Origin of the sequence: Rhizobium phaseoli (assembly GCF_003985125.1) — a bacterium.
Taxonomy (GTDB): Bacteria; Pseudomonadota; Alphaproteobacteria; order Rhizobiales; family Rhizobiaceae; genus Rhizobium; species Rhizobium phaseoli.
The window spans coordinates 244933-267278 of the sequence record NZ_ML133565.1; the positions used below are offsets into that span (position 1 = coordinate 244933).

19 protein-coding genes are annotated in these 22346 nt (G+C 61.5%); 13 read left to right on the plus strand and 6 right to left on the minus strand.

The window, feature by feature from the left end; genetic code table 11:
* Positions 1 to 163: 163 nt before the first annotated feature.
* From EFD56_RS01145 to EFD56_RS01155, 3 genes are all read right to left on the minus strand, one after another.
* A complete protein-coding gene (locus EFD56_RS01145; RefSeq protein ID WP_012490116.1) occupies positions 164 to 1414 on the minus strand; it encodes an ABC transporter substrate-binding protein in 1251 nt (416 codons plus the stop codon).
* 39 nt (positions 1415 to 1453) lie between these two features.
* Positions 1454 to 3580 (minus strand): putative bifunctional diguanylate cyclase/phosphodiesterase, encoded by a 2127-nt coding sequence (locus EFD56_RS01150; RefSeq protein WP_126904441.1) that lies wholly within the window; start codon positions 3578 to 3580, stop codon positions 1454 to 1456.
* A gap of 296 nt (positions 3581 to 3876) precedes the next feature.
* Complete coding sequence (locus EFD56_RS01155) at positions 3877 to 4074, minus strand: hypothetical protein (protein WP_037146376.1); 198 nt, start codon at positions 4072 to 4074, stop codon at positions 3877 to 3879.
* Positions 4075 to 4570: 496 nt separating this feature from the next.
* On the opposite strand from EFD56_RS01155, the gene EFD56_RS01165 reads away from it, so the two are divergent.
* From EFD56_RS01165 to EFD56_RS01230, 13 genes are all read left to right on the plus strand, one after another.
* On the plus strand, positions 4571 to 7102 hold the full coding sequence (locus EFD56_RS01165; RefSeq protein ID WP_081279185.1) for a sensor domain-containing protein: 2532 nt from the start codon (positions 4571 to 4573) through the stop codon (positions 7100 to 7102).
* Positions 7103 to 7696: 594 nt separating this feature from the next.
* Positions 7697 to 7891 (plus strand): hypothetical protein, encoded by a 195-nt coding sequence (locus EFD56_RS32525; protein WP_037146375.1) that lies wholly within the window; start codon positions 7697 to 7699, stop codon positions 7889 to 7891.
* A 438-nt stretch (positions 7892 to 8329) separates the two neighbouring features.
* The gene (locus EFD56_RS01180; RefSeq protein ID WP_012490109.1) at positions 8330 to 9523 is read left to right on the plus strand and encodes an ABC transporter substrate-binding protein; all 1194 of its coding nucleotides are present in this window, start codon (positions 8330 to 8332) and stop codon (positions 9521 to 9523) included.
* Between the two features lie 21 nt (positions 9524 to 9544).
* A complete protein-coding gene (locus EFD56_RS01185) occupies positions 9545 to 10417 on the plus strand; it encodes a branched-chain amino acid ABC transporter permease (RefSeq protein ID WP_004672036.1) in 873 nt (290 codons plus the stop codon).
* Between the two features lie 40 nt (positions 10418 to 10457).
* Positions 10458 to 11444 (plus strand): branched-chain amino acid ABC transporter permease, encoded by a 987-nt coding sequence (locus tag EFD56_RS01190; RefSeq protein WP_012490108.1) that lies wholly within the window; start codon positions 10458 to 10460, stop codon positions 11442 to 11444.
* Positions 11441 to 12211, plus strand: a complete 771-nt coding sequence (locus tag EFD56_RS01195) for an ABC transporter ATP-binding protein (protein WP_012490107.1) — start codon at positions 11441 to 11443, stop codon at positions 12209 to 12211. Before EFD56_RS01190 ends, EFD56_RS01195 begins: the two co-directional genes overlap by 4 nt.
* Entirely contained in the window at positions 12204 to 12944 is a 741-nt protein-coding gene (locus EFD56_RS01200) for a branched-chain amino acid ABC transporter ATP-binding protein (protein ID WP_012490106.1), read from the plus strand. Before EFD56_RS01195 ends, EFD56_RS01200 begins: the two co-directional genes overlap by 8 nt.
* A 27-nt stretch (positions 12945 to 12971) precedes the next feature.
* Positions 12972 to 14180, plus strand: coding sequence for an aspartate transaminase (locus EFD56_RS01205; protein WP_012490105.1), 1209 nt, complete (start codon positions 12972 to 12974; stop codon positions 14178 to 14180).
* A gap of 75 nt (positions 14181 to 14255) precedes the next feature.
* Positions 14256 to 15194 carry a nitrogen assimilation transcriptional regulator NAC gene (gene nac, locus EFD56_RS01210; protein WP_004672030.1) on the plus strand — a complete coding sequence of 313 codons (939 nt, stop codon included), beginning with the start codon at positions 14256 to 14258 and terminating at the stop codon, positions 15192 to 15194.
* 153 nt (positions 15195 to 15347) lie between these two features.
* Positions 15348 to 17411 (plus strand): hydantoinase/oxoprolinase family protein, encoded by a 2064-nt coding sequence (locus EFD56_RS01215; protein WP_126904442.1) that lies wholly within the window; start codon positions 15348 to 15350, stop codon positions 17409 to 17411.
* Positions 17412 to 17422: 11 nt separating this feature from the next.
* The gene (locus EFD56_RS01220; RefSeq protein ID WP_037146362.1) at positions 17423 to 19099 is read left to right on the plus strand and encodes a hydantoinase B/oxoprolinase family protein; all 1677 of its coding nucleotides are present in this window, start codon (positions 17423 to 17425) and stop codon (positions 19097 to 19099) included.
* Between the two features lie 11 nt (positions 19100 to 19110).
* Positions 19111 to 19920 (plus strand): SDR family oxidoreductase, encoded by an 810-nt coding sequence (locus EFD56_RS01225; protein ID WP_037114237.1) that lies wholly within the window; start codon positions 19111 to 19113, stop codon positions 19918 to 19920.
* 10 nt (positions 19921 to 19930) lie between these two features.
* Positions 19931 to 20632 carry an HpcH/HpaI aldolase family protein gene (locus EFD56_RS01230; RefSeq protein WP_126904443.1) on the plus strand — a complete coding sequence of 234 codons (702 nt, stop codon included), beginning with the start codon at positions 19931 to 19933 and terminating at the stop codon, positions 20630 to 20632.
* A gap of 37 nt (positions 20633 to 20669) precedes the next feature.
* On the opposite strand, the gene EFD56_RS01235 is transcribed toward EFD56_RS01230, so the two are convergent.
* From EFD56_RS01235 to EFD56_RS01245, 3 genes are read right to left on the minus strand one after another with little or no spacing between them, the layout of a single operon-like run.
* The gene (locus EFD56_RS01235) at positions 20670 to 21380 is read right to left on the minus strand and encodes an RNA polymerase sigma factor (protein WP_004672024.1); all 711 of its coding nucleotides are present in this window, start codon (positions 21378 to 21380) and stop codon (positions 20670 to 20672) included.
* Between the two features lie 37 nt (positions 21381 to 21417).
* Positions 21418 to 21729: a cupredoxin domain-containing protein gene (locus tag EFD56_RS01240; RefSeq protein WP_037114234.1), complete on the minus strand. Its 312-nt coding sequence runs from the start codon at positions 21727 to 21729 to the stop codon at positions 21418 to 21420.
* Between the two features lie 7 nt (positions 21730 to 21736).
* The gene (locus EFD56_RS01245; RefSeq protein ID WP_004672022.1) at positions 21737 to 22258 is read right to left on the minus strand and encodes a DUF4142 domain-containing protein; all 522 of its coding nucleotides are present in this window, start codon (positions 22256 to 22258) and stop codon (positions 21737 to 21739) included.
* Positions 22259 to 22346: the final 88 nt, after the last annotated feature.

Consider the following 22346-nt stretch of genomic DNA (forward strand, 5'->3'; position numbering starts at 1 on the left):
TTTCAAGGGAACTTAAGCCATTGTTAAATCTTGCTGGTTCCGACTCGAAACGAGCCGCCGGCGCGCCGTTTGCTGCGCATATCGTATAAGGCTGCGAATTATGGATATCCGCTGGTCGATATTTCACCGCATTTGACGGCGCATCGGCTTTTCGCGCGCGCCTTCATCGCTGCATCAGCAGATCGTGCAAGCGTTTCTGGGCGTCCCGGGCGGAAATGTTCCCGTCATTGAAAAAATCACCAACCACGCCGATCCAGCCTTCCGACATCTGGCTCGGCATCGCCTGGGATTGGGCGCTGACTTCGCCCCTCCTCGCCTTGATCATCTCCAATCCGAGCTTGCCGCAACGGTCGAGCCCCGACGGATCGACATCGGTGCGGACGGGCAGCGATCCCTTGACCCGGCTGAACGCGACTTGATTGCTCCGATCGAGCAGCATGCGCGCGAAAGCCTGCTGCGCCTCGGGCGTGCCTTCCCGGTTCGACAGCGGGAAGGCGAAAGCATCGATCACCATGAAATAGGCGATCGACGTGCCGGGAACGAGACTGCAATCGAAATCCTTGTCGACGCTGTATCCACGTGCGGCAAGCTCGCCCTTGGCCCAGTCGCCCATGAACTGCATACCGGCCTTGCCCTGACCCACTGCCGCCGCGGCGTCGGCCCAGGTCTTGTCCTTTCGCTTTTCGAGCGGCTCAGCATAGTTGGACAGACGCCGCAGCATCTCCAGGGCCTCGATCATGCGCGGGTCCTCCACCAGGGCGACATCGCCGCTCATCAGGCGGGCATAGCCTTCCGGACCGAACTTCAAATAGATGATGTCATTGAAAATGAGGGACACCTCCCATCGCGCGCCGCCGAGCGCGATCGGCAGTTGCCCGGCGGCCTTGATCTTTTCAGCCGTATCGAAGATCTCGTCCCAGGACTGCGGCGTCTTCACGCCGGCCTCGGCCAACATCGCCGTGCTCGTCCAGAGCCAGTTTTCGGCATGGATATTGGTCGGCGCGAAGTAGACCTTTCCCTTGTAGGAGATGCGATCCAGCACCGTCGCGGGAATGACGTCCCGCCAATGGTCCGCCTGCGCGACATCATCTATGTCAAGTACGATGCCCATTTCCGGCAGTTCGCGCGAGCCGTAATTGGCGTTCCACTGCATCACCGCCGGCGCATATCCGTTTGCGATGCGATCGCTCACCACCCGCTGGACGGCAACCTTGTTCTCCGCCGGCATATCGACCCACTGGTTACCGGCCGCCGCCCATGCCTTGCGGTAGACGTCGAGCGCCGCGGATTCGCTTTTCGATACCCAGAAATGCACGACATCGACCGCCTGGCCTTCATCTGCGAAAGCTTCTGCGGAAAGCGCTCCTGCCGCCAGTGCAGCCGCCAGCGATGCTCGTATGATACTCTGTTTCATTTGTTCCCCTCTTTCATTGATTAATTCTGCCGCACTGTCTCATGCGGCGCCCTGGAAGGCCGGTTCACCCGGCCCTTGCGTGATCCGTCCTGACTTGCCGCGCACGGCAAGGGGGTTTTGCGCCAGGCGTTCGACCGCCGCGGAGGCCGGTTCGGGTTTGGCGAAGAGATAGCCCTGGCCGATGTCGCAGCCGGCGGTCATAAGGAAGCCGCGCTGGGCCTCCTCTTCGATTCCTTCGGCGACGCATCGCTTGCCGAGGTTGCGGGCGAGATCGATGATCGCCCTGATGATCTGCTCCGAGCGGATATCCTTGCCGATCTCGGCAACGAAGCTGCGGTCGATCTTGAGTTCATCGAAGGGGAAATCGCGCAGGTGCACGAGCGATGCAAAGCCGGTGCCGAAATCGTCGAGGGATACCGACACGCCATGCTTGCGGAAACGGGAGATGGTCTCGGCGATCTGCTCGGCGCCGCGGTTGAGAAAAACGTCCTCGGTGACTTCGATGGCGAAATCACGCCAGTCGAGCCCGTTGGCTTTGACGGCGGCAGCGATGAGGTCGTAGCCGTCCTGGCTGACCAGCAGCGCTTCCGGCAGATTGATGGCAACCGAGCCGGCGCGCAGCCCCGCCGCCTTCCATGCCTTCAGATCGCGCCCGACCGTATTGACGATACAGCGCGTCATGGCCTGTATGAGGTGACCCTCCATCAGCGGCAGGAAGCGGCCGGGCGGCAGGATGCCGAGCTGGGGATGGCGCCAGCGCACCAGGGCCTCGAAGCCGAGATGCCGGCTGGTCAGCAGATCGACCTTCTGCTGATAATAGACGACGAACTCGTCGCGATCGGCGGCAAAGGCGAGGGCGGCCGCGAGCCGGTTCTGTTCCAGACGCTGGGCGAAGGATGCTTCGTCGAAGATCACGGCCGTGTTGCGCTTGGCCTTGGCAGCGTAGAGGGCCAGATCGGCGATGCGCATGAGCGTCGGCTCGTCGGAGGCATGACCGGGCACGACAGCGCCGCCGATGCTTGCCGAAACCGGCAGCAGCCGTCCTTCGAAATGGCATTCCGTCGCAATCGCCGCAACGGCCCGCCCGGCAATGCCTTCGAGGGTCGCGGCATCCGAGATTCCCGGAAGAAGAGCGGCAAACTCGTCGCCGCCGAGGCGAGCCACGACGTCGCCGGCGCGGAAGGTCTTCTGCAGCGCAGCCGCGACATGGGCGAGAACCGCATCGCCGGCCGGGTGGCCGAAACTGTCGTTGGTGGATTTGAAATGGTCGAGATCGACGAGCAGCATGGAAAAGCCGGCGCCTGTGCGCTCAAGGGAGCCAAACAGCCCGTTCAGCGCGTCGTTGAACGAGGAGCGGTTTCCAAGGCCCGTCAATGTGTCCGTATGCGCCAGATGGGTCAGCTTGATCTCGAAGTCGAGGGTCCGGCGGTGCTCGGTGCGCAGCTTTACGAGGAGCGGAATGAAGAGGATCAGGGTCGCCAGGATGAGCGTGGCTGCAGTCAGGCTGAGGAGCACCGCGCTGATGAGGCGGGTATGGTCGATGCTCACATCGCTGCGGTCGTGTGCACTCTCGATCAAGGCGCTGAATTGACGCATGAGCAGGCTGTCGGATGAAACGGCGAAGTCGATCGGTCCCCAGAAGCTGTAGCGCTCCCGCCGCTCCTGCAATTTGGTGGAGACGACGCGTTCGGCTCTTTGCAGAAAATCCTCCAGCCGGCCGTCGAGTTCGAGGCGCAGCTTTTCGGCGGCCGGGTCCGGCCCATTCAGCCGTTCGAGGAGATTTGCCTCGACCTCGTTGTTCAGATCGTGCAACTGAACGTTCATAGCCCTGATGTCGTCGATTGCCTTTTGAACGTCCTCGACCATTGGCCGGACGATATATTCCGGCATATTCGGATCGGTCGATGCTCGCATGACCGCCCGTGTCTGGTTGGCGAGCTGCTGGAAGCGGATGAACTGGCGCCCGATGAGATAGCTGATGTTCTGCTGCAGGGAATGGCGGTAGAGGGCCACCTTGACCGTGACAAAGGTTGCTCCGATCAGGACCGTCATGACGACGACGGCCGTGACGTAGTGCCGCCCGATGGAGCGGATATATTTGGCGACGGAAGAATGGGAATCGCCTGTTGGCGTTACCTTGTTTTTCATATTCGATCCAACCACCATTCACGCTCCATCAGGAAACATTGGCCGCCCGAGCCGCCTTGGTATCAGCGCCGTTCGAGGCATCCTTGAAAACGCCTCGAGATCTTGCTGCTTCCAACACGCAGACTTCGCCCTCAGCGCGAGTTTGCGCCGGATAGTACGCCACGAAATCTACCTAAAGATCGGCCGTCATGGCCCTGGTCCGGGTGCCGGACACTGGCACACCGGGAAAGATGAGGTCTGCGTCGTCGCACCCGCGCTATCGCAGTCGAGATCGGCGCCGGCCGCAGCGCAGCCCCGGGAGCTCTTGGACCGCGTCAGTGCGTCAGGAATTCCGGACGATGGAAAGTATTCGGTTTTTCACGACCGGCGCCACCGCGCCATTCGCACAGCAGCGTCTCCGTCCGCATAGAATTATCGATCACGTCGCTCCCCCCTGGGCGCATGCCATCTTCATCGATGGGAAGCGCAGATTCCGGTTCATCCCGCACCCTCTTCATGGCGGAAAAGGTCAAGCGGTACCTCGTTCGAACGGTTTGAAACTGCGGACGCTCTGGTTTCGGAAGCGTAAATGCCGTTCCGAAAAAAGCAATGAAACCAGTTCCTTGCGGAAAAGCTGATACGAAAAAATCGCGATCTGGCTAGGTTCTTCGGATTCCGGATAAGGCGTATGTCCGGCTTTGGATCAGTCTCCGCCGGGCCGATGCGCGCGCCGTTCGGCCGACACGTGCAAGCGGCCGCGGCGACGTAAACCGAAAGGCTGCTTCTGCCTGAAAGTGGGACTATCCACATTGCGCGCTGGCGATCCGGATCGCGCGCCGAAAGTTGCCGCGCCGCAGAAGGCGGAGCGATCTCTTAATTTTCTCGCCGCAGTATCAGCAGCCAAGCGACGTGCTTCGATTGCGGCCACGTCTTCGTCGGTTACGCCTCAAATGACTTGGGCGGCTTTCTCGGAAGAATATTCAGCCGGATGAATGATGCATCAGGCTGTCGCCCACGGTGAGTCAATCCATGATGAAGTCGTCGTCCCAATCGTCTCGGAACCCTGTTCCCGTTCCGGAAACGCACGGCCACACGGCTCAGCCTGCAGATCAGGGCGAGACGATCGACCGGGAGGCGCTCCTTGATGCGTTGCTGGGGCCATTCCCTCTCCCGGTCTTCTACAAGGATCCGCTTGGCCGCTATGTCGGCTGCAACAAGGCCTTCGAAGACTTGTTCGGCCAGAGGCGCGAAGAGATCATCGGAAAGACGGATTTGGAACTCAAGCCGGAGCTCCTGGCCGAACTCCATCTCGCCGGAAACGAAGCACTCCTCGAAAGGGTCGGAGGCCGCTATTCCGAAAGCAAGATAATCACCGCAAACGGTGGGGTACGGGATGTCGTCTGGAACAAGGCCGTCCTGTCGGGCGGGAACGGTGATGCCGCTGGTCTGATCGGCGCCGTCGTCGACATCACCGAGCACAAGCGGGCGGAGCGTGAGCTCAAGAAGGCGCTTGAATTCGCCGAGGGCATCATCACTGCCATTCCGGATGTCCTGTTCGAGGTGGACGAGGATGGTCGCTATCTCCAGGTCTGGACGAGAAGCCCGGAACTGCTGGCCCAGCAGCGGGAAATGCTGCTGGGCAAGTCTGTTGGCGATGTTCTTGCGCCAGATCAGGCGGACATCGCGATGGAGGCGCTTCGCACGGCCGGCAAGGAGGGAGTCGCCTACGGCCGATGCATCCGCATCTCGCTGCCGAACGGCGAGACACGGTGGTTCGAACTATCCGTGGCCAGGCGGCCGAACGCCGATCCGGCCGCCGCCACGACGCTTCTGGCATTTTCGCGCGACATTACCGAGCGGAAACAAGCCGAAGACGCCATCAACTCCGTGCGGACGCAGTTGCTCAGCGTGCTTCAGACCATGCCCGACATGATCTGGGTCAAGGATATGAACGGCGCTTATGTGCTGTGCAATCACACGTTCGAGCGAATGACCGGCCTGGCGGAAGCCGACGTGGTCGGAAAAACCGACTTCGACCTGTTCGACATTGGGAGGGCTCGGTTTTTTCGCGAATCCGACAAGGCGGCGATCAAGGCCGGGGAATGCATCCTCAGCGACGAGGAGTGGGTCATTTCCCAGCAGAGCGGTCAATCCGTTCTTCTTGAAACGCGCAAGGTGCCGATCACAGATGCGGAAGGAGCCGTCGTGGGGGTTCTCGGCGTCGCCCGCGACGTGACGGAGCTGAACGCATCGCGCCAGAAGATCCACCAGATGGCCTTTTACGATCCCTTGACCGCGTTGCCGAACCGATCGCTGTTCAACGACCGGCTGCGGCAGATGATCACCTCGGCCGTCTCGCGAGGACAGCGGGCCGGCGTGATGCTGATCGACATCGACCATTTCAAGGTGGTCAACGATACGATGGGACATCCGGTCGGCGATGAATTGCTCTGTCAGGCGGCCGCGCGCCTTAATGCGAGCGTCCGCGACTACGACACCGTCGCCCGCCTCGGCGGCGACGAATTCGCGATCCTGCTGCCGGATCTGCGGCCGGGAGACGATCTCGGCCGGGTCGCCAGCGACATCCTCGACAAGTTCCGGGAAAACTTCCTGCTGGATGGCAAGGAGGTGTTCGTCTCATGCAGCGTCGGCATTGCGCTCTATCCCGATGACAGCGCCGAGGCCAACGATCTGGTAAAATATGCCGACTCCGCGATGTATCTCGCCAAGCGCTCCGGACGAAACAGCTTCCGCTTCTACTCGAAGGACCTGACGGCGAGCGTCGAGGATCGCATGCGGCTGGAATTGGATTTGCGCCGGGCTATCGAGCGCGGCGAGCTGGAACTGCATTACCAGCCGAAGGTACTTCTGGACAGCGGCGCGATGATCGGCTCCGAGGCGCTGTTGAGATGGCGTCACCCCGAAATGGGCATGATTCCTCCCCTTCGCTTCATTCCGGTCGCCGAAGAAACCGGGCTGATCGTCGATCTCGGGCGATGGGTACTGCGCGAGGCCTGCCAGACGGCGGCCGAATTCAATGCCAAAAGCCGGGTCGTGAGCCGCTCGCCGCATAAGGTGGCGATCAACCTGTCGGTCAAGCAGTTCCAATCCGCCGGATTGGTAAGGTCGATCGGCGAAATTCTCGACGAAACTGGCTGTCGCGCCGAATGGGTCGAAATAGAAATAACCGAAAGCCTCCTCCTCGATCAGAAGGACGAAACGCTGCAGACGCTATCGGACCTTCGCAGCATGGGCTTTTCGATCGCCATCGATGATTTCGGTACGGGCTATTCGGCGCTCAACTATCTGGCGCGCTTCCCGATCGACACGCTGAAGATCGACCGGTCGTTCATCAACAGCACCGACCGGCGCAACGAGGAACTTGTGAAGGCGATCCTCTCAATCGCGCGCTGCCTCGGGCAGGAGGTGGTGGCGGAAGGCGTCGAGACCGCCGAGCAGGCAGCCTTCCTGGCTGCGAACGGATGCGGATCGGCGCAAGGTTTCCTCTACAGCAAGGCCCTGCCGAAGCCGGAAATCATGGCGCTGTGGTTGAGCGATTGACGGGCAAATCTGCCACAAGCATGATGCGCTAGCCATCAGCCGTCGATTTCGCTGGCACGGTGTTCGAATCCGTCCTCATGTCCTCGATCTCGGAACGTGCCTGAAAGCCTCGCCCGAAGCTCTGCCACCAGCCATCTCGCTGCGGGCCCGGGCGGGGTTGCGTATCACGTGAATCGGATATCCATCCTGATCGAAGGCAGAAAACTTGAGATGGACGAGACGGCCATCGGCAAGGTCGTCCGCCCCGCGGATAAGGAACGACCGCTTGCGAGTTCGCTTCGAAGCACGGCGAGCGGGATTTCATTTCGCCGGTTCTTAAGCTGCAGAACTGACCGGTTCTCAATTTGACGGTTGCGTTATCCGAATTTCGCAATGTTGTCCGATCGGCGCAGCAAAGCTTGGAACTGAGCCGTGCGCAGGGGCGAAAGTAGCAGTTTGTTAAGGTTGATCAGGCGTTTACTGGGTGTAGGGACGAACGCAACGCATTGAAATAAAAGGCGAAGACGTTCCGGTCGATCGGCAATGAAACCACGCCGCATCCTGGAGACATGAGAGTTTCCGTCCTCCCAGGCACAATGAAAATAATGAATGAGAATGGCTGAAATCTTCCAGTTTCCAAATCCGCTCTCCAACAGTGCGACGAATGCTCATGACCTGCAGACCGCAGCCGGACCGTCCGGCGGCTCCGACATGGATAACATGCTTCAGGCACGCGCCCGCATCCAAAAGGTTCTGCATGAACTCGACAGATTGACCGGTGAGCTCTGCCAGTTGGTTATCGAGGGTTGAGGGCGGAATGGTTTGGTCGGCGCGCCCCTTGCCGGCGAGGCCGCTTGATCGGATGACGTTCCATTCAAGGATATCGGTCTCCTGCGTCAGGAGCGATCCAGGTGCGCTGCAAGAATGCATCTCCACGCCGGACGCATGCAGACCATATCGCAGGGGAGGATGAAGCCGGTCCGACACCGGATCGTTTTCCCGTGCACGGCGCTCGGCGATGTCGGGGATGCTGGTTGTCAGGCGGCCGCCGCCGAGCTTTGGACCCCTTCTTCGCTATAAAGATTCGCTATGGCGGCAGAAGCGAGTTGTGTTGGCCATGCGCCGATGGATGAACCTACTGTGACAGTGTCAGCAGAAGACTGGCGCAACAAGAACCGCGGCAAAGCGGCATTTGAGCACATGACGGCAGGGGCCGATCAGACGTGTCCAACAAACGGAGTGGGAACCATGAACAAGACTTTGACGCGCCGGGCATTTTGCATTTCCACGGCAATCCTTTCCTTGACCGCGCTCATGACCGGCGTCTCGCAACGGGCTCTCGCCGCAGATGAAACGATCAGGCTCGGCCTGGTATCGCCGATGAGCGGGCCGAATGCCCGTTACGGCGCGTTTTCGCTGCATGGCGCCGAACTGGCCGTCAAAGAAATCAACGATGCCGGCGGTATTGACGGCCGCAAGATCGAAATCTTTTCCGCCGACAGCCAGGGAACGCCGGTCGAGGGCGTTTCGGCCACGCGGCGCCTGATCGACCAGGACAAGGTCAACTACATCATCGGTGACGTTTCGAGCTCGGTCACTCTGGCGATGCAGCCGGTCGCCGAAGATGCGGGCGTGCTTCTGCTGAACGCCGCATCGTCGAACCCGAAGATCACCTATGGCGCCGGCGTCGGCGGTTACAAGTGGACCTTCCGCAACTATCCCACAGACGAGAACCGGGCGCTGATTGTGGCGAAATATGCCGCCGAGCAGCGCGGCTTCACCAAATTCGCCGTTCTCTCGGTCGACAGCGATTACGGCCGTTCGGCGATCACCTTCACCAAGAAATACCTGCCCGACTTCAAGGGCGAGATCGTCAGCGAAGACTATTACAAGGAAGGCGAGGTCGACTTCCGCAGCGTTCTCGCCAAGATCCGTGACAATGGCGCCCAGGCGATCATCATGTACGGCCTTGCCGATACCACGCCAATTATCGCCCGTCAGATGCTCGAACTCGGGCTGGCCGGCAAGGTGACCCTGATTGGCAATGGCGAGTTCAACACCGAAAAGACCATCAAATCAGCGCCGAAGGTCCTTGAAGGCGCGGTCGAAGCCGCGGCATGGCTGCCGGCCTTCGACTCCCCCGAGAGCAAGGCTTTCGTGGAGAAGTTCACGGCTGCCTACAATGAGGCGCCGAACAACCACGCCTATGTCCATTGGGACACGGTTCACCTTCTCGCCCAGGCGATCAAGGAAGCCGGCAGCCCCGACCAGGCCAAGGTGCGTGATGCGCTCTCCAAGATCAAATATAAGAGCGCCGTCGGAGAGGTGACCTTCGACGATCACAACCAGGCTCGCCTGCCGATGATCCTGCTGCAGATCGAGGACGGCAAGCCGAGCATCAAAGGTGCCTACGCGGCGGATATCCAGTATCCTGCGAACTGATCCACCGTCGGGGATAGGACCATGTTCTCAACAATCCTTGAGCAGATCATCAACGGCATCGTGACGGGATCCGTCTACGCCATCGTTGCCGTTGGCATGACGATGATATTCGGGGTGCTCCGGGCCATCAATTTCGCCCACGGCGAATATTACATGCTGGGAACGTTCGGGGCATGGTTCGCCATCGACTATCTCGGACTGTCCTATGAGGCCTCGATCGTCGTCGGTGTGCTGTCGACGATCGTCATCGCCTATGTGGTCGGCAAATTCGTGATGCAGCGCATGGTCGGCGCTCCGCCCGAATCCGGGGTGCTCGCCACGCTCGGCATCGCGCTCGTCCTGCAGAATACCGTCATCCTGGTTTTCGGCGGCGGCTACAAGTTCTTTTCGGGCGGCTATATCGAACCCGTGTCGATCCTCGGCTTCAGCCTGGCCGAGCAGCGCGTCATCATCCTCATCGTCTGCCTGATCGTGTTCATCGGCCTCGAACTTATGGTGACCTATACCAGGATGGGCAAATCCATGCGGGCGGTGTCGCAGAATGTCGAATGCTGCGAGGTGGTCGGCATTGATGTGCCGCAGGTCGTGCTCAGGACCTTCATTCTCGGCGCCGCACTTGCCGCCCTCTCCGGAGTGCTGACGGCGCCGGTCAATGTCAGCGTCTATGGCGGCATGGGTGAGCTGATCACCTTCAAGACCCTGCCGATCATCATCATGGGCGGCCTCGGCAATGTGCGCGGCACCTTCTTCGCGGCGATGATCCTCGGTATCGCCGAGAGCCTGGTTGCCACTTATGTGGGACTGCAGTTCCGCGACACCGTCGGCTTCGCCACGCTGATCCTGATGCTGATGTGGCGCCCTCATGGGCTGTTCTCGACACAGGCGCGCTTCTGAGCGCGCTCCGCCGAACCTTTCTCGAATTTGAGGACTTGCTATGTCTCTCACGGAAGTCTCGCAATCACAGCAGCGCCGCGATCTTCGCCTGCCGCTCGGTGTGCTGCTGCTGTTGGCCGCGCTCTGCGCCCCCTTCGTCGCCAGCACCTATGTCGTCCATGCGCTGATCATCGCGCTGATCTTCATGCTGCCGGCGCATGGCCTCAATCTTCTGGTCGGTTATACCGGCCTGCTCTCGCTCGCCCAGGCCGCATTTTTCGGCATCGGCGCCTATGCCTCGGGCCTGCTGGCCGTCACCTACGGCACACCGTTCTACGTCAATGTCGCCGCCGCCGGGCTGGCGGCGGGCGCCATCGCCCTGCCTCTCGGCATCCCGGCCCTGCGGCTGCGCTCGACATCCTTCGTGATGTGTACGCTCGGCTTCGTGATCATCGGCCAGGCGATCGCCAAGAACTGGATTTCGCTTACCCGCGGCGATATGGGACTCTCCAGCATACCGAAGCCGCATTTCGCGCTCGGGCCGCTGTCCTTCACCGTATCGGGCACGACGGCCTTCTATTATCTGGCGCTGACCGTCGGAATTCTCGCCACGCTCGCCGTCTGGATGATCGTCCGCTCGCCTGCCGGGCGCAACATGATCGCCATCCGCGAGAACGAGACGCTGGCCGAATCCGTCGGCATCCCCACCTGGCGCTACAAGCTGATCGTCTTCATGCTGAGCGCGGTCTTCGCCGGCGTCGGCGGCAGTCTCTACGCGCATTATCTGACGGTGGTCAGCCCGCTGACCTTCCAGATGTATTATTCGACGACGATGCTGATCATCGTGCTCGGCGGCGGCGCCGGGACGATTTCGGGCGTCGTCTTCGGCAGCCTGCTGTTCGTCGGCCTGACTGAGGCCCTGCGTGTGACGCCGGAACTTCGGATGATCGCCTACGGGCTCTGCCTGCTCGTCTTGGTTTTTTGGTTCCGGAAGGGTTTTGCGCCCGCTATCAACCGCCTCTGGGATTCGATCGGGAGCGCGAAATGACCGGTCTTCCCATTCTCGAAATCAGCAATCTCACGAAATCCTACGGCGCGGTGAAGGCGGTCGACGATGTCAGCATTCATGTCGAGCGCGGCGAGATCGCCGGTTTGATCGGGCCGAACGGCTCGGGCAAATCGACCTTCTTCGATTGCAGCACCGGCCTCGGCAAACCCGATAGCGGCAAGGTGAGGCTCGACGGCCAGGATATCACCGGATGGACGCTGAACCGGATCGCCCGCGAGGGGCGCATGCTGCGCTCCTTCCAGAAGACGGTCGTCTTCAAATCGCTCGACGTCGAGGAAAACCTGATCATCGCGGGGCAGATGTTCAGCTTCCCGTCGCTGTTTTCCACCTTCGGGATCGGCAAGCTGTCGCGCAGCCGGGTCTCAGGATTGCGCGAACGTGCGCAGGAACTGATCAGGATGGCCGGGTTGTGGGACGTGCGCAAACAGCCGGCCGGCAATCTTTCCGGCGGGCAGCAGAAGCTCATCCAGTTCGCTTCCATGCTGATGCCGGAGCCGAAGCTGATCCTGCTCGACGAGCCGATGGCGGGCATCAACCCGAAGATCATCGAGCGGGTGGTCGAGACCATTCTCTACGCCAACAAATCGCTCGGCGTCAGTTTCCTGATCATCGAACACAATATCGACGTGGTGACCAGCATCTGCCGGCGGGTGATCGTGCTCGACCAGGGGCGCAAGCTCGCCGAGGGCCTGCCGCAGGAAATCATCAACGACCAGCGGGTCAGGGAGGCCTATCTCGGTGGCTGATTCAAATCTCTCGATCAAGAGCCTGCGTGCCGGATATGGATCTCTCGATATCCTGAACGGCGTCGATCTCGACGTGCCGGCAGGCCAGTTCGTGGCACTGATGGGACCGAACGGAGCGGGAAAATCGACACTTCTGAAGACGCTCTACGGCATGACGACGATCAAGGACGGCAGCATCGACTGGCGCGGCAAGAACATTGCCGGCTACAAGTCGCGCGCCATTCTCGGTGAAGGCATATCCTTCGTGCCGCAGGGCCGCTGCAATTTTCCGGTCATGACGGTGGACGAAAACCTGCAGATGGCGGCCTATACGCTGCGCGACGACAAAGTGAAGGCGGATCGGGATTATGTCTACGATCTGTTTCCGATCCTGAAGACGCGGCGCTCGACGCTGGCCGGCAATATGTCGGGCGGCGAGCAGCAACTGCTCGAAGTGGCGATGGCCGTCCTGCAGCGCCCGAAAGTGCTGCTGGTCGACGAGCCGTCGGTCGGCCTTTCGCCGGCGGCGATCGGCATCGTCTTCGATGAACTGCTGCGCCTGCATGCCGCCGGGCAGACCATTCTGCTCGTCGAGCAGAACACGAAGAAGGCCATGGAGGTCGCCGAACGCGCGGTGATCCTCAGGCTTGGCAGGGTCATCTGGGACGGTTTGCCGGGGGAAATCAGCCACGACGAACTCGGCGAGCTTTTCCTGACGGGCAAGATGCGCGGCGAGACTGAAGCGGTTCACTGAAACCCAAGAAAAACCAAGGACATATCCATGAGCACTTTCGTGCCAGCCTCACGCGTCTCCAGGATCAAGGTTTCGCCGAGCACGGCGGCGGCGGCGCGCGCCCGCGAGCTGAAGGCGGCCGGCCGCGACATCGTCGACATGACGGTCGGCGAGCCCGACTTCGATACGCCGGATCACGTGAAGGCAGCGGCCCATGCCGCCATCGACCGGGGTGAAACCAAATACACCGCCGTCAACGGCACGCCCTCCCTGCGCAAGGCGATCATCAACAATTTCGAGCGGCGTCTCGGATTGCGATATGGCGATAACGAGATCTGCGTCGGCGGTGGCGCAAAGCAGATCCTTTTCCTTGCCTTGATGGCCAGCGTCGAGAACGATGCCGAGGTCATCATTCCGGCACCCTATTGGGTCTCCTATCCCGATATGGTGATCGCCAACGAGGGCAAGCCGATCATCGTGCAATGCCCGCAGGAGCAGGGCTTCAAGCTGACGCCGGAAGCCCTCGAAGCGGCGATCACGCCGAAGACCATGTGGTTGATCCTGAATGCGCCGTCGAACCCGACCGGCGCTGCCTATAGCCGCGACGAACTGCACGAACTCGGAAAGGTGCTGCTGCGGCACCCCGAGATCATGATCCTCTCCGACGACATCTACGATCAGGTCTGGTTCAAGGACGAGCCGATGACGACGCTGGTCGCAGCTGTGCCGGAACTGAAGGATCGGGTGCTCCTCACGAACGGCGTGTCGAAATCCTACGCCATGACCGGTTGGCGCATCGGTTACGGAGCGGGGCCGGCTCCCCTGATCGCGGCGATCAACAAGCTGCAATCGCAGATGTCGTCCTGCCCGTCTTCAGTCAGCCAGGCGGCGGCCGCGCATGCGCTCGCCTCCGACCAGGGCTTCGTCACCGACAGCGTCAAGGTCTACAAGGAGCGCCGCGACTATGCCTGCCGGCGTCTGAACGCCGTGCCGGACCTGTCGTGCCTGGTGCCGGACGGGGCCTTCTACCTCTTTCCCAACTGCGCCGGCGTGATCGGCCGGAGGACGCCTGAGGGCAAGGTGATCGAGACGGACCTCGACTTCGTCCTCTATCTCCTCGACGGCGTCGGCGTGGCGGCCCTGCAGGGCGCGGCCTACGGCCTATCGCCGTATTTCCGCCTGTCGATCGCCACTTCGATGGACGCCATCACCGAAGCCTGTGATCGCATCGAGCGGGCGGTCGGCGAATTGCGTTGAATTCTGCAGCAGGCGGGAGGGGCTTGCGCGTTTCCCGCCCGAGGTCTTAGGTTCCGTAAACCGAAGCTTGAGGCCATGAGCGTAGATTTCAGAAAACTGCGAAGTTTCGTCAAGATCGTCGATACCGGCAGCGTTTCGCGCGCAGCCGCCCTGCTTCGCACCGCTCAGCCTGCGCTCTCCCAGCAGATCGCCGCGCTGGAGGCCCATTTCAAGCACAAGCTTCTGATCCGAAGCAATGTCGGCATCACCCCGACCGAGGCCGGCCTGATCCTCTATCGGCATGCCCAGCTGATGCTGAAGCAGATCGATCAGGCGCAGACCGATATCAACCAGTCCGCAAAGTCGGTGGCCGGACGGGTATCGATCGGGCTTGCGACCTATTCGACGTCGAGCGCCTTGTCGCTGCCGATCCTGAAGGAAATGAAAGCCCGTCATCCCGACGTCGTCGTCCACATAAACGACAGCTTCGGCCATATCCTCAGCGAACTCATCATGACCGGCAAGATGGACATGGCGCTGATCTATGCCGCAGACCCCATCAAAGGGGTGACGCTCCAGCCGCTGTTCCGGGAGCAGATGTTCCTGGTATCACCGCCGGGGGCGGAATTGCCCGGCGACCCGTCCGAGCCTCTGCCGCTTGCATCGGTCGATGCCCTGCCGCTGCTGCTGCCCAGCAAAGGCCATCTGCTTCGCCGGCTCATCGACGAAGCGTTCGCCCGCGCCCGCGCCCATCCGCAAGTGCTGTCGGAGATCGAGTCGGTGCCGGCGCTCGACGCCGCGGTACGGGAAGGGCTGGGCTCCACCATCCTTCCGGCATCGGTGGTGACCGAAACCTCCTATTTCGCCGGCACGCAGGTGCGGGCGCTGACCAAGCCCGTCATCGAAGCCACCGTCTCCCTCTGCGTCTCCGACCATCTGCCTCTGTCCGAGCCGGCGCTCGCGGCGCGGGCCGTCCTGCTGGAGATCGTTGCGAAGCTGATGAGCAGCCAGCATCAGGGTATCAAGACGGTTTAGAGCCGACCCGTTTTTCAACCGCCTGCCATAAGCAAACCCTATGGCGGCAGACGGCAACTGTGTTAGCCAAGCCGGTCGCCGATCACCTAACCTCCTCAGCAGACATAAGGGTCTCCGAAACCGCATGAGACCAACGGTTGCTTCGAGGGAAACATGGCAAAACTGGCTTTCGACACTGGCGGCACCTTCACCGACTTCGCATTGCTTGATGACAATGGCGATCTCCATCTGCACAAGGTGCTGAGCACGCCGAAGAACCCGGCGGAAGCGGTCGTGCAGGGCGTGTCGGAACTCCTGGAACAGTTCTCCTCCGCCATCTCGATCGAACGTCTGCAGGTCTTGGGTGCGACGACGGTGGTGACGAATGCTGTGCTGGAGCGCAAGGGCGTCGAGACCAGCTTCATCACCACCGATGGCTTTCAGGATATGCTTCGCATCCGCAACGAAGGCCGCTACGACCTCTACGATCTCAACATCAAATATCCGGAGCCGCTGGTCACGCGGTCGAACAGCTATGGCGCCGTCGAGCGCATCGCGGCCGATGGCGAGGTGATGACCGAACTCAAGGAAGAGACCGTCCGTGAAATTGCGTCGCATCTGAAGAAGAAGGGCATCCGTTCCGTCGCCGTGTGCCTGCTGCACGCCTATAAATATCCGCAGCACGAACAGCGTGTGGCAGCCCTCCTGCGCGAGGAAGACCCCGATATTTTCGTCTCGTTGTCGTCGGAGGTCTGCCCTGAGATGCGGGAATTCGACCGCGCCTCGACGACGGTCGTCAATGCCTATACCCGCCCGCAGATGGCCGGTCACGTCGCTCATCTTCAGCGCGAATTCGCCACCAAAGGCATCGACCGCCAGGTTCTCTGGATGACCTCGTCGGGCGGCCTGGTGCCGAGCCGGCGCGCCGCCGAACTTCCCGTCCGCCTGATCGAATCCGGTCCCGCAGCTGGCGCCGTCGCCGCCGCCGAATTCGGCCGCATTGCCGGCGAGGGAAGCGTGCTTTCCTTCGACATGGGCGGCACCACCGCGAAGCTTTGCCTGATCCCGAACGGCGAGCCGACGGTCGGAACGGACCTTGAGGTCGCTCACTATCAGCGTTTCCGCAAGGGCTCCGGCTTCCCGCTGAAGATCCAGTCCATCCAGATGATCGAAATCGGCGCCGGCGGCGGGTCGATCGCGGCAAAGAACCCGCTGGGTCTTCTCGATGTCGGCCCGCATTCGGCGGGCGCGATGCCGGGTCCGGCGGCCTATCAGCGCGGCGGCACGCAGCCGACGGTCACCGATGCGGATATCCTGCTTGGCTATATGGGGACGGAGTCCTTCGTCGGTGGTTCCTTCAAAGTGTCGAAGGACGCGGCGCGCGAAGCGATGGCCGCACTTGCCAAGTCGCTCGATGTCAGCGTCGACCGCTGCGCCTGGGGCATTCACGATCTCGTCAATGAATCCATGAGCAAGGCGGCGGCCATGCATGCCACCGATCTCGGTGTCGATCCGCGGTCGCTGCCGATGGTGGCATTCGGCGGCGCGGGCCCGGTGCATGCCTACGGCATCGCCTGCAAGCTCGGCATCAAGCGCATCATCTGCCCGACGGGGGCAGGCGTCACCTCGGCCATCGGCCTGCTGATCGCGCCGGTCGCCGTCGATCTCTCCGCAAGTCATCCGATGCCGGTCGACAATTGGGATGTCGCCGCGGTCGACCGTCTGCTGGACGATCTGGCTGCGCAGGGCGCCGAGGTGGTTTCCGCCGCCGGCATCGCCAAGGAGACGATCACCAACCGCTACACGGTCGACATGCGCCATGTTGGCCAGGGGCACGAGATCACCGTGGCTCTGCCCGATCGCGGCCTGCCGAAGGAGGAGTTCCTCAAGCAGCTGCTCGCCAATTTCTACAAGCTCTATCGCGAGCTGTTCGGCCGGACGGTCAACGCGTCGGTCGAGGTCATCACCTGGCGGCTTCGCGCCAGCGGCGAAAAGGATCGGGTGACCCGGCCTCACGAAGTCAATGCCGCCGATGCGTCGAAGGGGCAGCGCCAGGTCTATTTCCAGGAGCTCGGCGCCTATGCCGAGACGCCTGTCTACGACCACTACCGGCTTCCGGTGGGGCGCGAATTCGCTGGGCCGGCGATTGTCGAGCAGCGCGAATCCACCGCCGTCGTCGGGCCAAGTGGCGTCTTCCACGTCGATGCCAACGGCAACCTCGTGATCAACATTCAGTAAGGCGAATTCCGATGTCGAAGACCGCTACCGATTTCAACGATCCGATCAATCTGCAGGTCATGTGGAACCGCTTGATCTTCATCGCCGATCAGGCCGACAACGTGCTCGGCAAGACGGCCTTCTCGCCGATCGTCCGTGAGAACCACGATTATGTCACCGTGCTGCTCGACAGCAAGGGGCGGGCGCTTGCCCAATGCACCTGGTCCATCCCGGTCTTCATCACCTCGCTGCCGGCCGCGGCTCAGAAATATTTCCTGCCGAAGTTTCCGGCGGAAACGCTTGTCGAAGGCGATGTTCTCGCGACCAACGATCCGGAGATCGGCACCGGCCATCTGCCCGATGTGACGATGATCACGCCGATCTTCAAGAACGGCAAGGTCGTCGCCTATGCCGGCTCGATCGCTCACCTGCCTGACATCGGCGGAGCGCCGCTTCATTCGGAAGCGAGCGACATTTTCGAGGAAGGCATCCGTTTCCCGATCGTCAAACTGCACAAAGCCGGCGTTCCCAATCAGGACGTTCTCGACATCATCGCCGCATCGGTGCGGCTGCCGACCGAAGTCCAGGGCGATCTGGAATCGATGATCGCTGCCAACAATGTCATGGGTCGCGAACTGGTGAAATTCCTCGATGAATATGGCCTCGACGATATCGACGGCCTCGCCGAAGCGATCCATTCCCGCTCTGAGGCGCAGACCCGCAAGGCGATCAAGGCGTGGCCGAATGGCCGCTATTCGGCCCAGATGACGCTGGACGGCTACGAGACCGACATCATCTTGAAGGCGACGGTCATCGTCGGCGACGATTCCATCCATGTGGATTACGCCGGCACATCCGATCAGGTTCTCCACTCGATCAACTGTCGCACCAACTATCGCTACGCCCATTCGGTCTATGCGCTGAAATGCCTGCTCGATCCCGATACGCCGAACAACGAGGGCTGCATCACGCCGATCACCGACGACGCTCCGCTTGGCTCCGTTCTCAATCCGGAGCAGTGGACGGCGGGCAATTCCCGCAACTTGATCGGCCATGCGATCCCCTCGCTGATCTTCCGGGCGCTCGAAGGCGTGGTGCCCGACAAGGTCATGGGCGACAGCGGCGGCGCGCCCATATGGGCGGCCAACTGCGTCGGCCGCCGGGATGACGGTTCGCAGTACGGATCCGTGCAGAATTTCCATGGCGGCCAGGGGGCTCGTGCGGGATTCGACGGGCTGGATACGCTGAGCTTTCCATCGAACTGCAAAGTGACGGCCGTCGAAATGTTCGAAATCGCCGTCCCCGTGCTGATGGAGCGCAAGGAGCTCATCGCCGATTCCGGCGGGGCCGGCAAATATCGTGGCGGCCTGGGACAGCGGGCAATCCTGCGCAATCTCGGACGCTCGGCAATGAACATCTATCTCGCATCCGAGCGTGTCCGGCATCCCTGCTTCGGTGTCGTCGACGGACAGGACGGCACGCCGGGCAAGGTCAGCAAGGAAGGCCAGCCGCAATTTCCAAAGGGCAAGGTCGTGCTGAAGACCGGCGAGCGGCTGGAAGTCGAAACGCCGGGCGGCGGTGGATGGGGCAGGGTGAGCGAGCGACCGGCCGTGCTGATCGAGCAGGATCTTGCCGAAGGCCTGATCACCCCAAAAGCCGCAAAGCTTATATATGGCTACAAGGGCGCGGCCGCGGTGGCCGCGGAATAGGAGGAGCCGTTATGGGCCTGTTGAACGGAAAGATCGCGCTTGTCACTGGAGCGGGAACGGGCATCGGTCGCGAGGCCGCGATCCTTCTTGCCGAGGAAGGCGCCACCGTCGTTCTGACCGGCCGCCGGATGGCGCCGCTGCGAGAGGTCGCCGGGCTGATCGAGAAGCGGCGCGGCAAGGCCTTTACCCGGCCTCTGAACATCGAATCGCGGCAGGAAATCTTCGAAAGCGTGAAGTGGATCAGGGACGGCATCGGTCCGGTCGATATCCTCGTCAATAATGCCGGCAGCGCGAGCAAGGTACTGAACGCGCGTTTCCTCAGCGAAGAAGAGTGGAACTCCACGGTCAACGTCAACCTGACCGCCGTCTTCAACCTCACCCAAGCGGTTCTGCCCGATATGATCGCCAATGGCGGCGGCACGGTGATCACCGTCTCGTCGCTTGCCGCACTCAATCCGAACCTCCTGGGCGGAGCGGCCTATGGCGCTGCCAAGGCCGGGGTGAAGAACTTCATGACCTTCGTCCACAACACCTATCGAAACCAGGGCATCCGGGCGACGACGATCCTTCCCGGCGAAACCAACACGCCGATCATGGACAACCGCGCACGGCCGCCGCTCGAAAGCGAGCGGTCCGTGATGCTCGATCCACAGGACGTGGCGAGGGCAATCGCGCTCTGCGCAAGCCTGCAGAAGGGCGCCGTCATCCCCGAGCTTCACATCTGCCCGACCTTCATGCGGGACACATCGGCCGATATCGAGACCGCGCGCTGGGTCGGCGCGCCGGCCGATACGCCCGACATGCCGAAATCAAGGAAATAGGAGGACAACCATGAACGGCGCAAAGCTGCGCGCCCGGCTGCTGGCCGGCGAAGCCATCTCGATGTTTACGCCCCATCACTCCTCTTCGGGCCTGGCCGCCCGGCTGGTGGAACTGGGTGCGGATTCGGTCTTCGTCGACTGCGAGCATGGCACCTGGAGCTTCGAGGATGTCAGGATGACCTCCCAGATCGTCCGCTCGGTCGGCGGCGCTGCAATCGTGCGCCCGCATTCGCACGAACGTCCGGTCATCATCCGCTATTTGAATGCCGGCGCTGACGGGATCATGGTGCCGCTGGTCGAGACATCAGAACAGGCGCGTGCGATTGTCGATGCCGTCCGTTATGCCCTGCCATCGGATTACGACAAGCGGCTGGTGATCGCCATGGTCGAGACGCAGGATGCGATCGCCAATCTGAACGAGATGCTTCGTGTCGATGGCATCGACGTGTTCTTCATCGGTCCCGGCGATCTCTCCCAGGATATGGGTTATCCGCCAGCGCCGCCGTTCGGCGAGCCGCGCCCGGCAGCTGTGACGGACGAGGTCGCCCGCGCCGTTGGGAAGATCCGCGCCGCAGGCAAGATTGCCGGTACGCTCGTGACCGCCGAGGAACTGCCGCATTGGCGGGAAAAGGGCGTGCAGTTTTTCTATATTCACTCGGACCCGTTCCTGCGCCGCGGCCTCGCCGGCGTAAGGCAGGCGCTCGCCTCATAGCATGGGCGCTCCGTCCATATGGCGGCATTCTTCCGTATCAGGAGGTCTGGCGAAGCGCCGCGACGACGCGGTCGGCCATGAAAGCGCAGCGGGCGCCATCGAAGGGAAACAGCGCCGAGAAGGCGCCGGAAAGCCGTTTTTCAATCGACTGGCGCATCATCTTCCGCGCTCGGTGCAGCCGCGTCTTGGCGGTTTCGGGTCTTATGCCGAGATAGGATGCGGCCTCGTAGGTGCTCATGCCCTCGACATCCCGCAGCACGAAGATGGCGCGAAAGTCATCCGGCAGTTCGTCGACCGCCTGTTCCAGCAGTTGCCGCGCCTGGCTTCGCGACAGCTCGGTTTCCGGATCTGTCGCCGATAGCGAGGACGGAAACTGCACGACCTGGCCACCCGCCGACGTCGCCTGCATGTCGATTTCCTCCAGTCCGGTGGTGTTCTTTTGCGCGCGGACCCGGCCCAGCGCCTCGTTGAGCGTAATTCGGGTCAGCCACGTCGAAAGCTCGGCCTCACCCCGGAATGCCGACAGGCTGGCGAAGGCTTTGATGTAAGACGCCTGGACGACATCTTCCGCCTCCGCATCATTGCGGATGACGGCACGCGCGGTGCGGAACAGGCGCTGATTGTGACGCTGGATGATGGCGCGGATGGCGACCTCGTCGCCGATTTTTGCCAGCGGCAGGAGGTCGGCGTCGGCAAGTGCCGATAGAAGCGGTCGATGTCGTGTGACCGGAACCGGAATGGCTGTCATGGAAATCTTCGCTGCTCCGTGTTTCCAGGAGTCCGGCCTATGGCCGGACCTCCAGTGTACCCGTCATGGCGGGATGAAAGCGGCAGTAAAAATCGACCGCTCCCGCTCGGCTGATCGTCAGGCGGCTTTCCGATTTCGGCGGCAGATCGATGTCGAAGCTTTTGTCACGCGCCGTTGCCGTATGCCGGAATATATCATCATTTCGCCAGACGATCACATCGCCGACATGCAGTTCGGCAGGCGTCGCACTGAATTTCATGCCCGTGATGGTGACCTGATATTCCGCCGCCGATGCTGCCCCGGCCCAAAGTACAAACAGCAGCGGCAGCGATTTCATCGGCAGCTTCATCGCAAACCTACTTCATCATCGAGGCAAGATGCTCTGCATGCATCTGATGCTGCTTGAACAGGGTCAGGCCCGTTTCCAGGAGCGACTTCAGCTCCTTGTTCTGAGCCGATGGGATCAGCACCGTGGACAGCGCTGAATTGACCGACTTGTGGTAGGCGACTTCGTTTTCGACATAGGCCTTGTCGAAGGCCGCGCCGTCGAGAGCCTCAAGCGTCTTCAACTCCTTGCTTGCTTGAGCCGAGAGCGACTGGCTGATCTTGTTGTCTTCGGGCGTCACCTTCAACTTCTTGACGAGGGCGAGCGCCTGGTCATTGACGGCCTTGTGGTCGCGTTCCATGGTCTTGGCGAATTCGATGACTTCGGCATTCTTGCTTTTCTTCAATGCCTGTTCAGCGGCGGTGACATCGATCTGCCCCGCCGTATAGGCGATATGGGCGATCTGAGGGTCGGTCGGCTTGGCATCGGCGGCGAGTGAAATCGTGCCGAGCGAGGCCGCTATCAGCGCTGCACCGAAAATCTGTTTCAACATGATCCGTCTCCCTTGTGTCTTGCGAATGCCTTCCGCGGCGCCGGCGCGTCTTTGGAAGCAGGCATTGGATGCAGATCCGTCGAAAAGG

Bases quoted from the DNA above. Each gene is read 5' to 3' on its own strand.
- EFD56_RS01145 (WP_012490116.1), bottom strand. From the start codon at position 1,414: ATGAAACAGAGTATCATACGAGCATCGCTGGCGGCTGCACTGGCGGCA.
- EFD56_RS01150 (WP_126904441.1), bottom strand. From the start codon at position 3,580: ATGGTGGTTGGATCGAATATGAAAAACAAGGTAACGCCAACAGGCGAT.
- EFD56_RS01165 (WP_081279185.1), top strand. From the start codon at position 4,571: ATGATGAAGTCGTCGTCCCAATCGTCTCGGAACCCTGTTCCCGTTCCG.
- EFD56_RS32525 (WP_037146375.1), top strand. From the start codon at position 7,697: ATGGCTGAAATCTTCCAGTTTCCAAATCCGCTCTCCAACAGTGCGACG.
- EFD56_RS01180 (WP_012490109.1), top strand. From the start codon at position 8,330: ATGAACAAGACTTTGACGCGCCGGGCATTTTGCATTTCCACGGCAATC.
- EFD56_RS01185 (WP_004672036.1), top strand. From the start codon at position 9,545: ATGTTCTCAACAATCCTTGAGCAGATCATCAACGGCATCGTGACGGGA.
- EFD56_RS01190 (WP_012490108.1), top strand. From the start codon at position 10,458: ATGTCTCTCACGGAAGTCTCGCAATCACAGCAGCGCCGCGATCTTCGC.
- EFD56_RS01195 (WP_012490107.1), top strand. From the start codon at position 11,441: ATGACCGGTCTTCCCATTCTCGAAATCAGCAATCTCACGAAATCCTAC.
- EFD56_RS01205 (WP_012490105.1), top strand. From the start codon at position 12,972: ATGAGCACTTTCGTGCCAGCCTCACGCGTCTCCAGGATCAAGGTTTCG.
- nac (WP_004672030.1), top strand. From the start codon at position 14,256: ATGAGCGTAGATTTCAGAAAACTGCGAAGTTTCGTCAAGATCGTCGAT.
- EFD56_RS01215 (WP_126904442.1), top strand. From the start codon at position 15,348: ATGGCAAAACTGGCTTTCGACACTGGCGGCACCTTCACCGACTTCGCA.
- EFD56_RS01220 (WP_037146362.1), top strand. From the start codon at position 17,423: ATGTCGAAGACCGCTACCGATTTCAACGATCCGATCAATCTGCAGGTC.
- EFD56_RS01225 (WP_037114237.1), top strand. From the start codon at position 19,111: ATGGGCCTGTTGAACGGAAAGATCGCGCTTGTCACTGGAGCGGGAACG.
- EFD56_RS01230 (WP_126904443.1), top strand. From the start codon at position 19,931: ATGAACGGCGCAAAGCTGCGCGCCCGGCTGCTGGCCGGCGAAGCCATC.
- EFD56_RS01235 (WP_004672024.1), bottom strand. From the start codon at position 21,380: ATGACAGCCATTCCGGTTCCGGTCACACGACATCGACCGCTTCTATCG.
- EFD56_RS01240 (WP_037114234.1), bottom strand. From the start codon at position 21,729: ATGAAGCTGCCGATGAAATCGCTGCCGCTGCTGTTTGTACTTTGGGCC.
- EFD56_RS01245 (WP_004672022.1), bottom strand. From the start codon at position 22,258: ATGTTGAAACAGATTTTCGGTGCAGCGCTGATAGCGGCCTCGCTCGGC.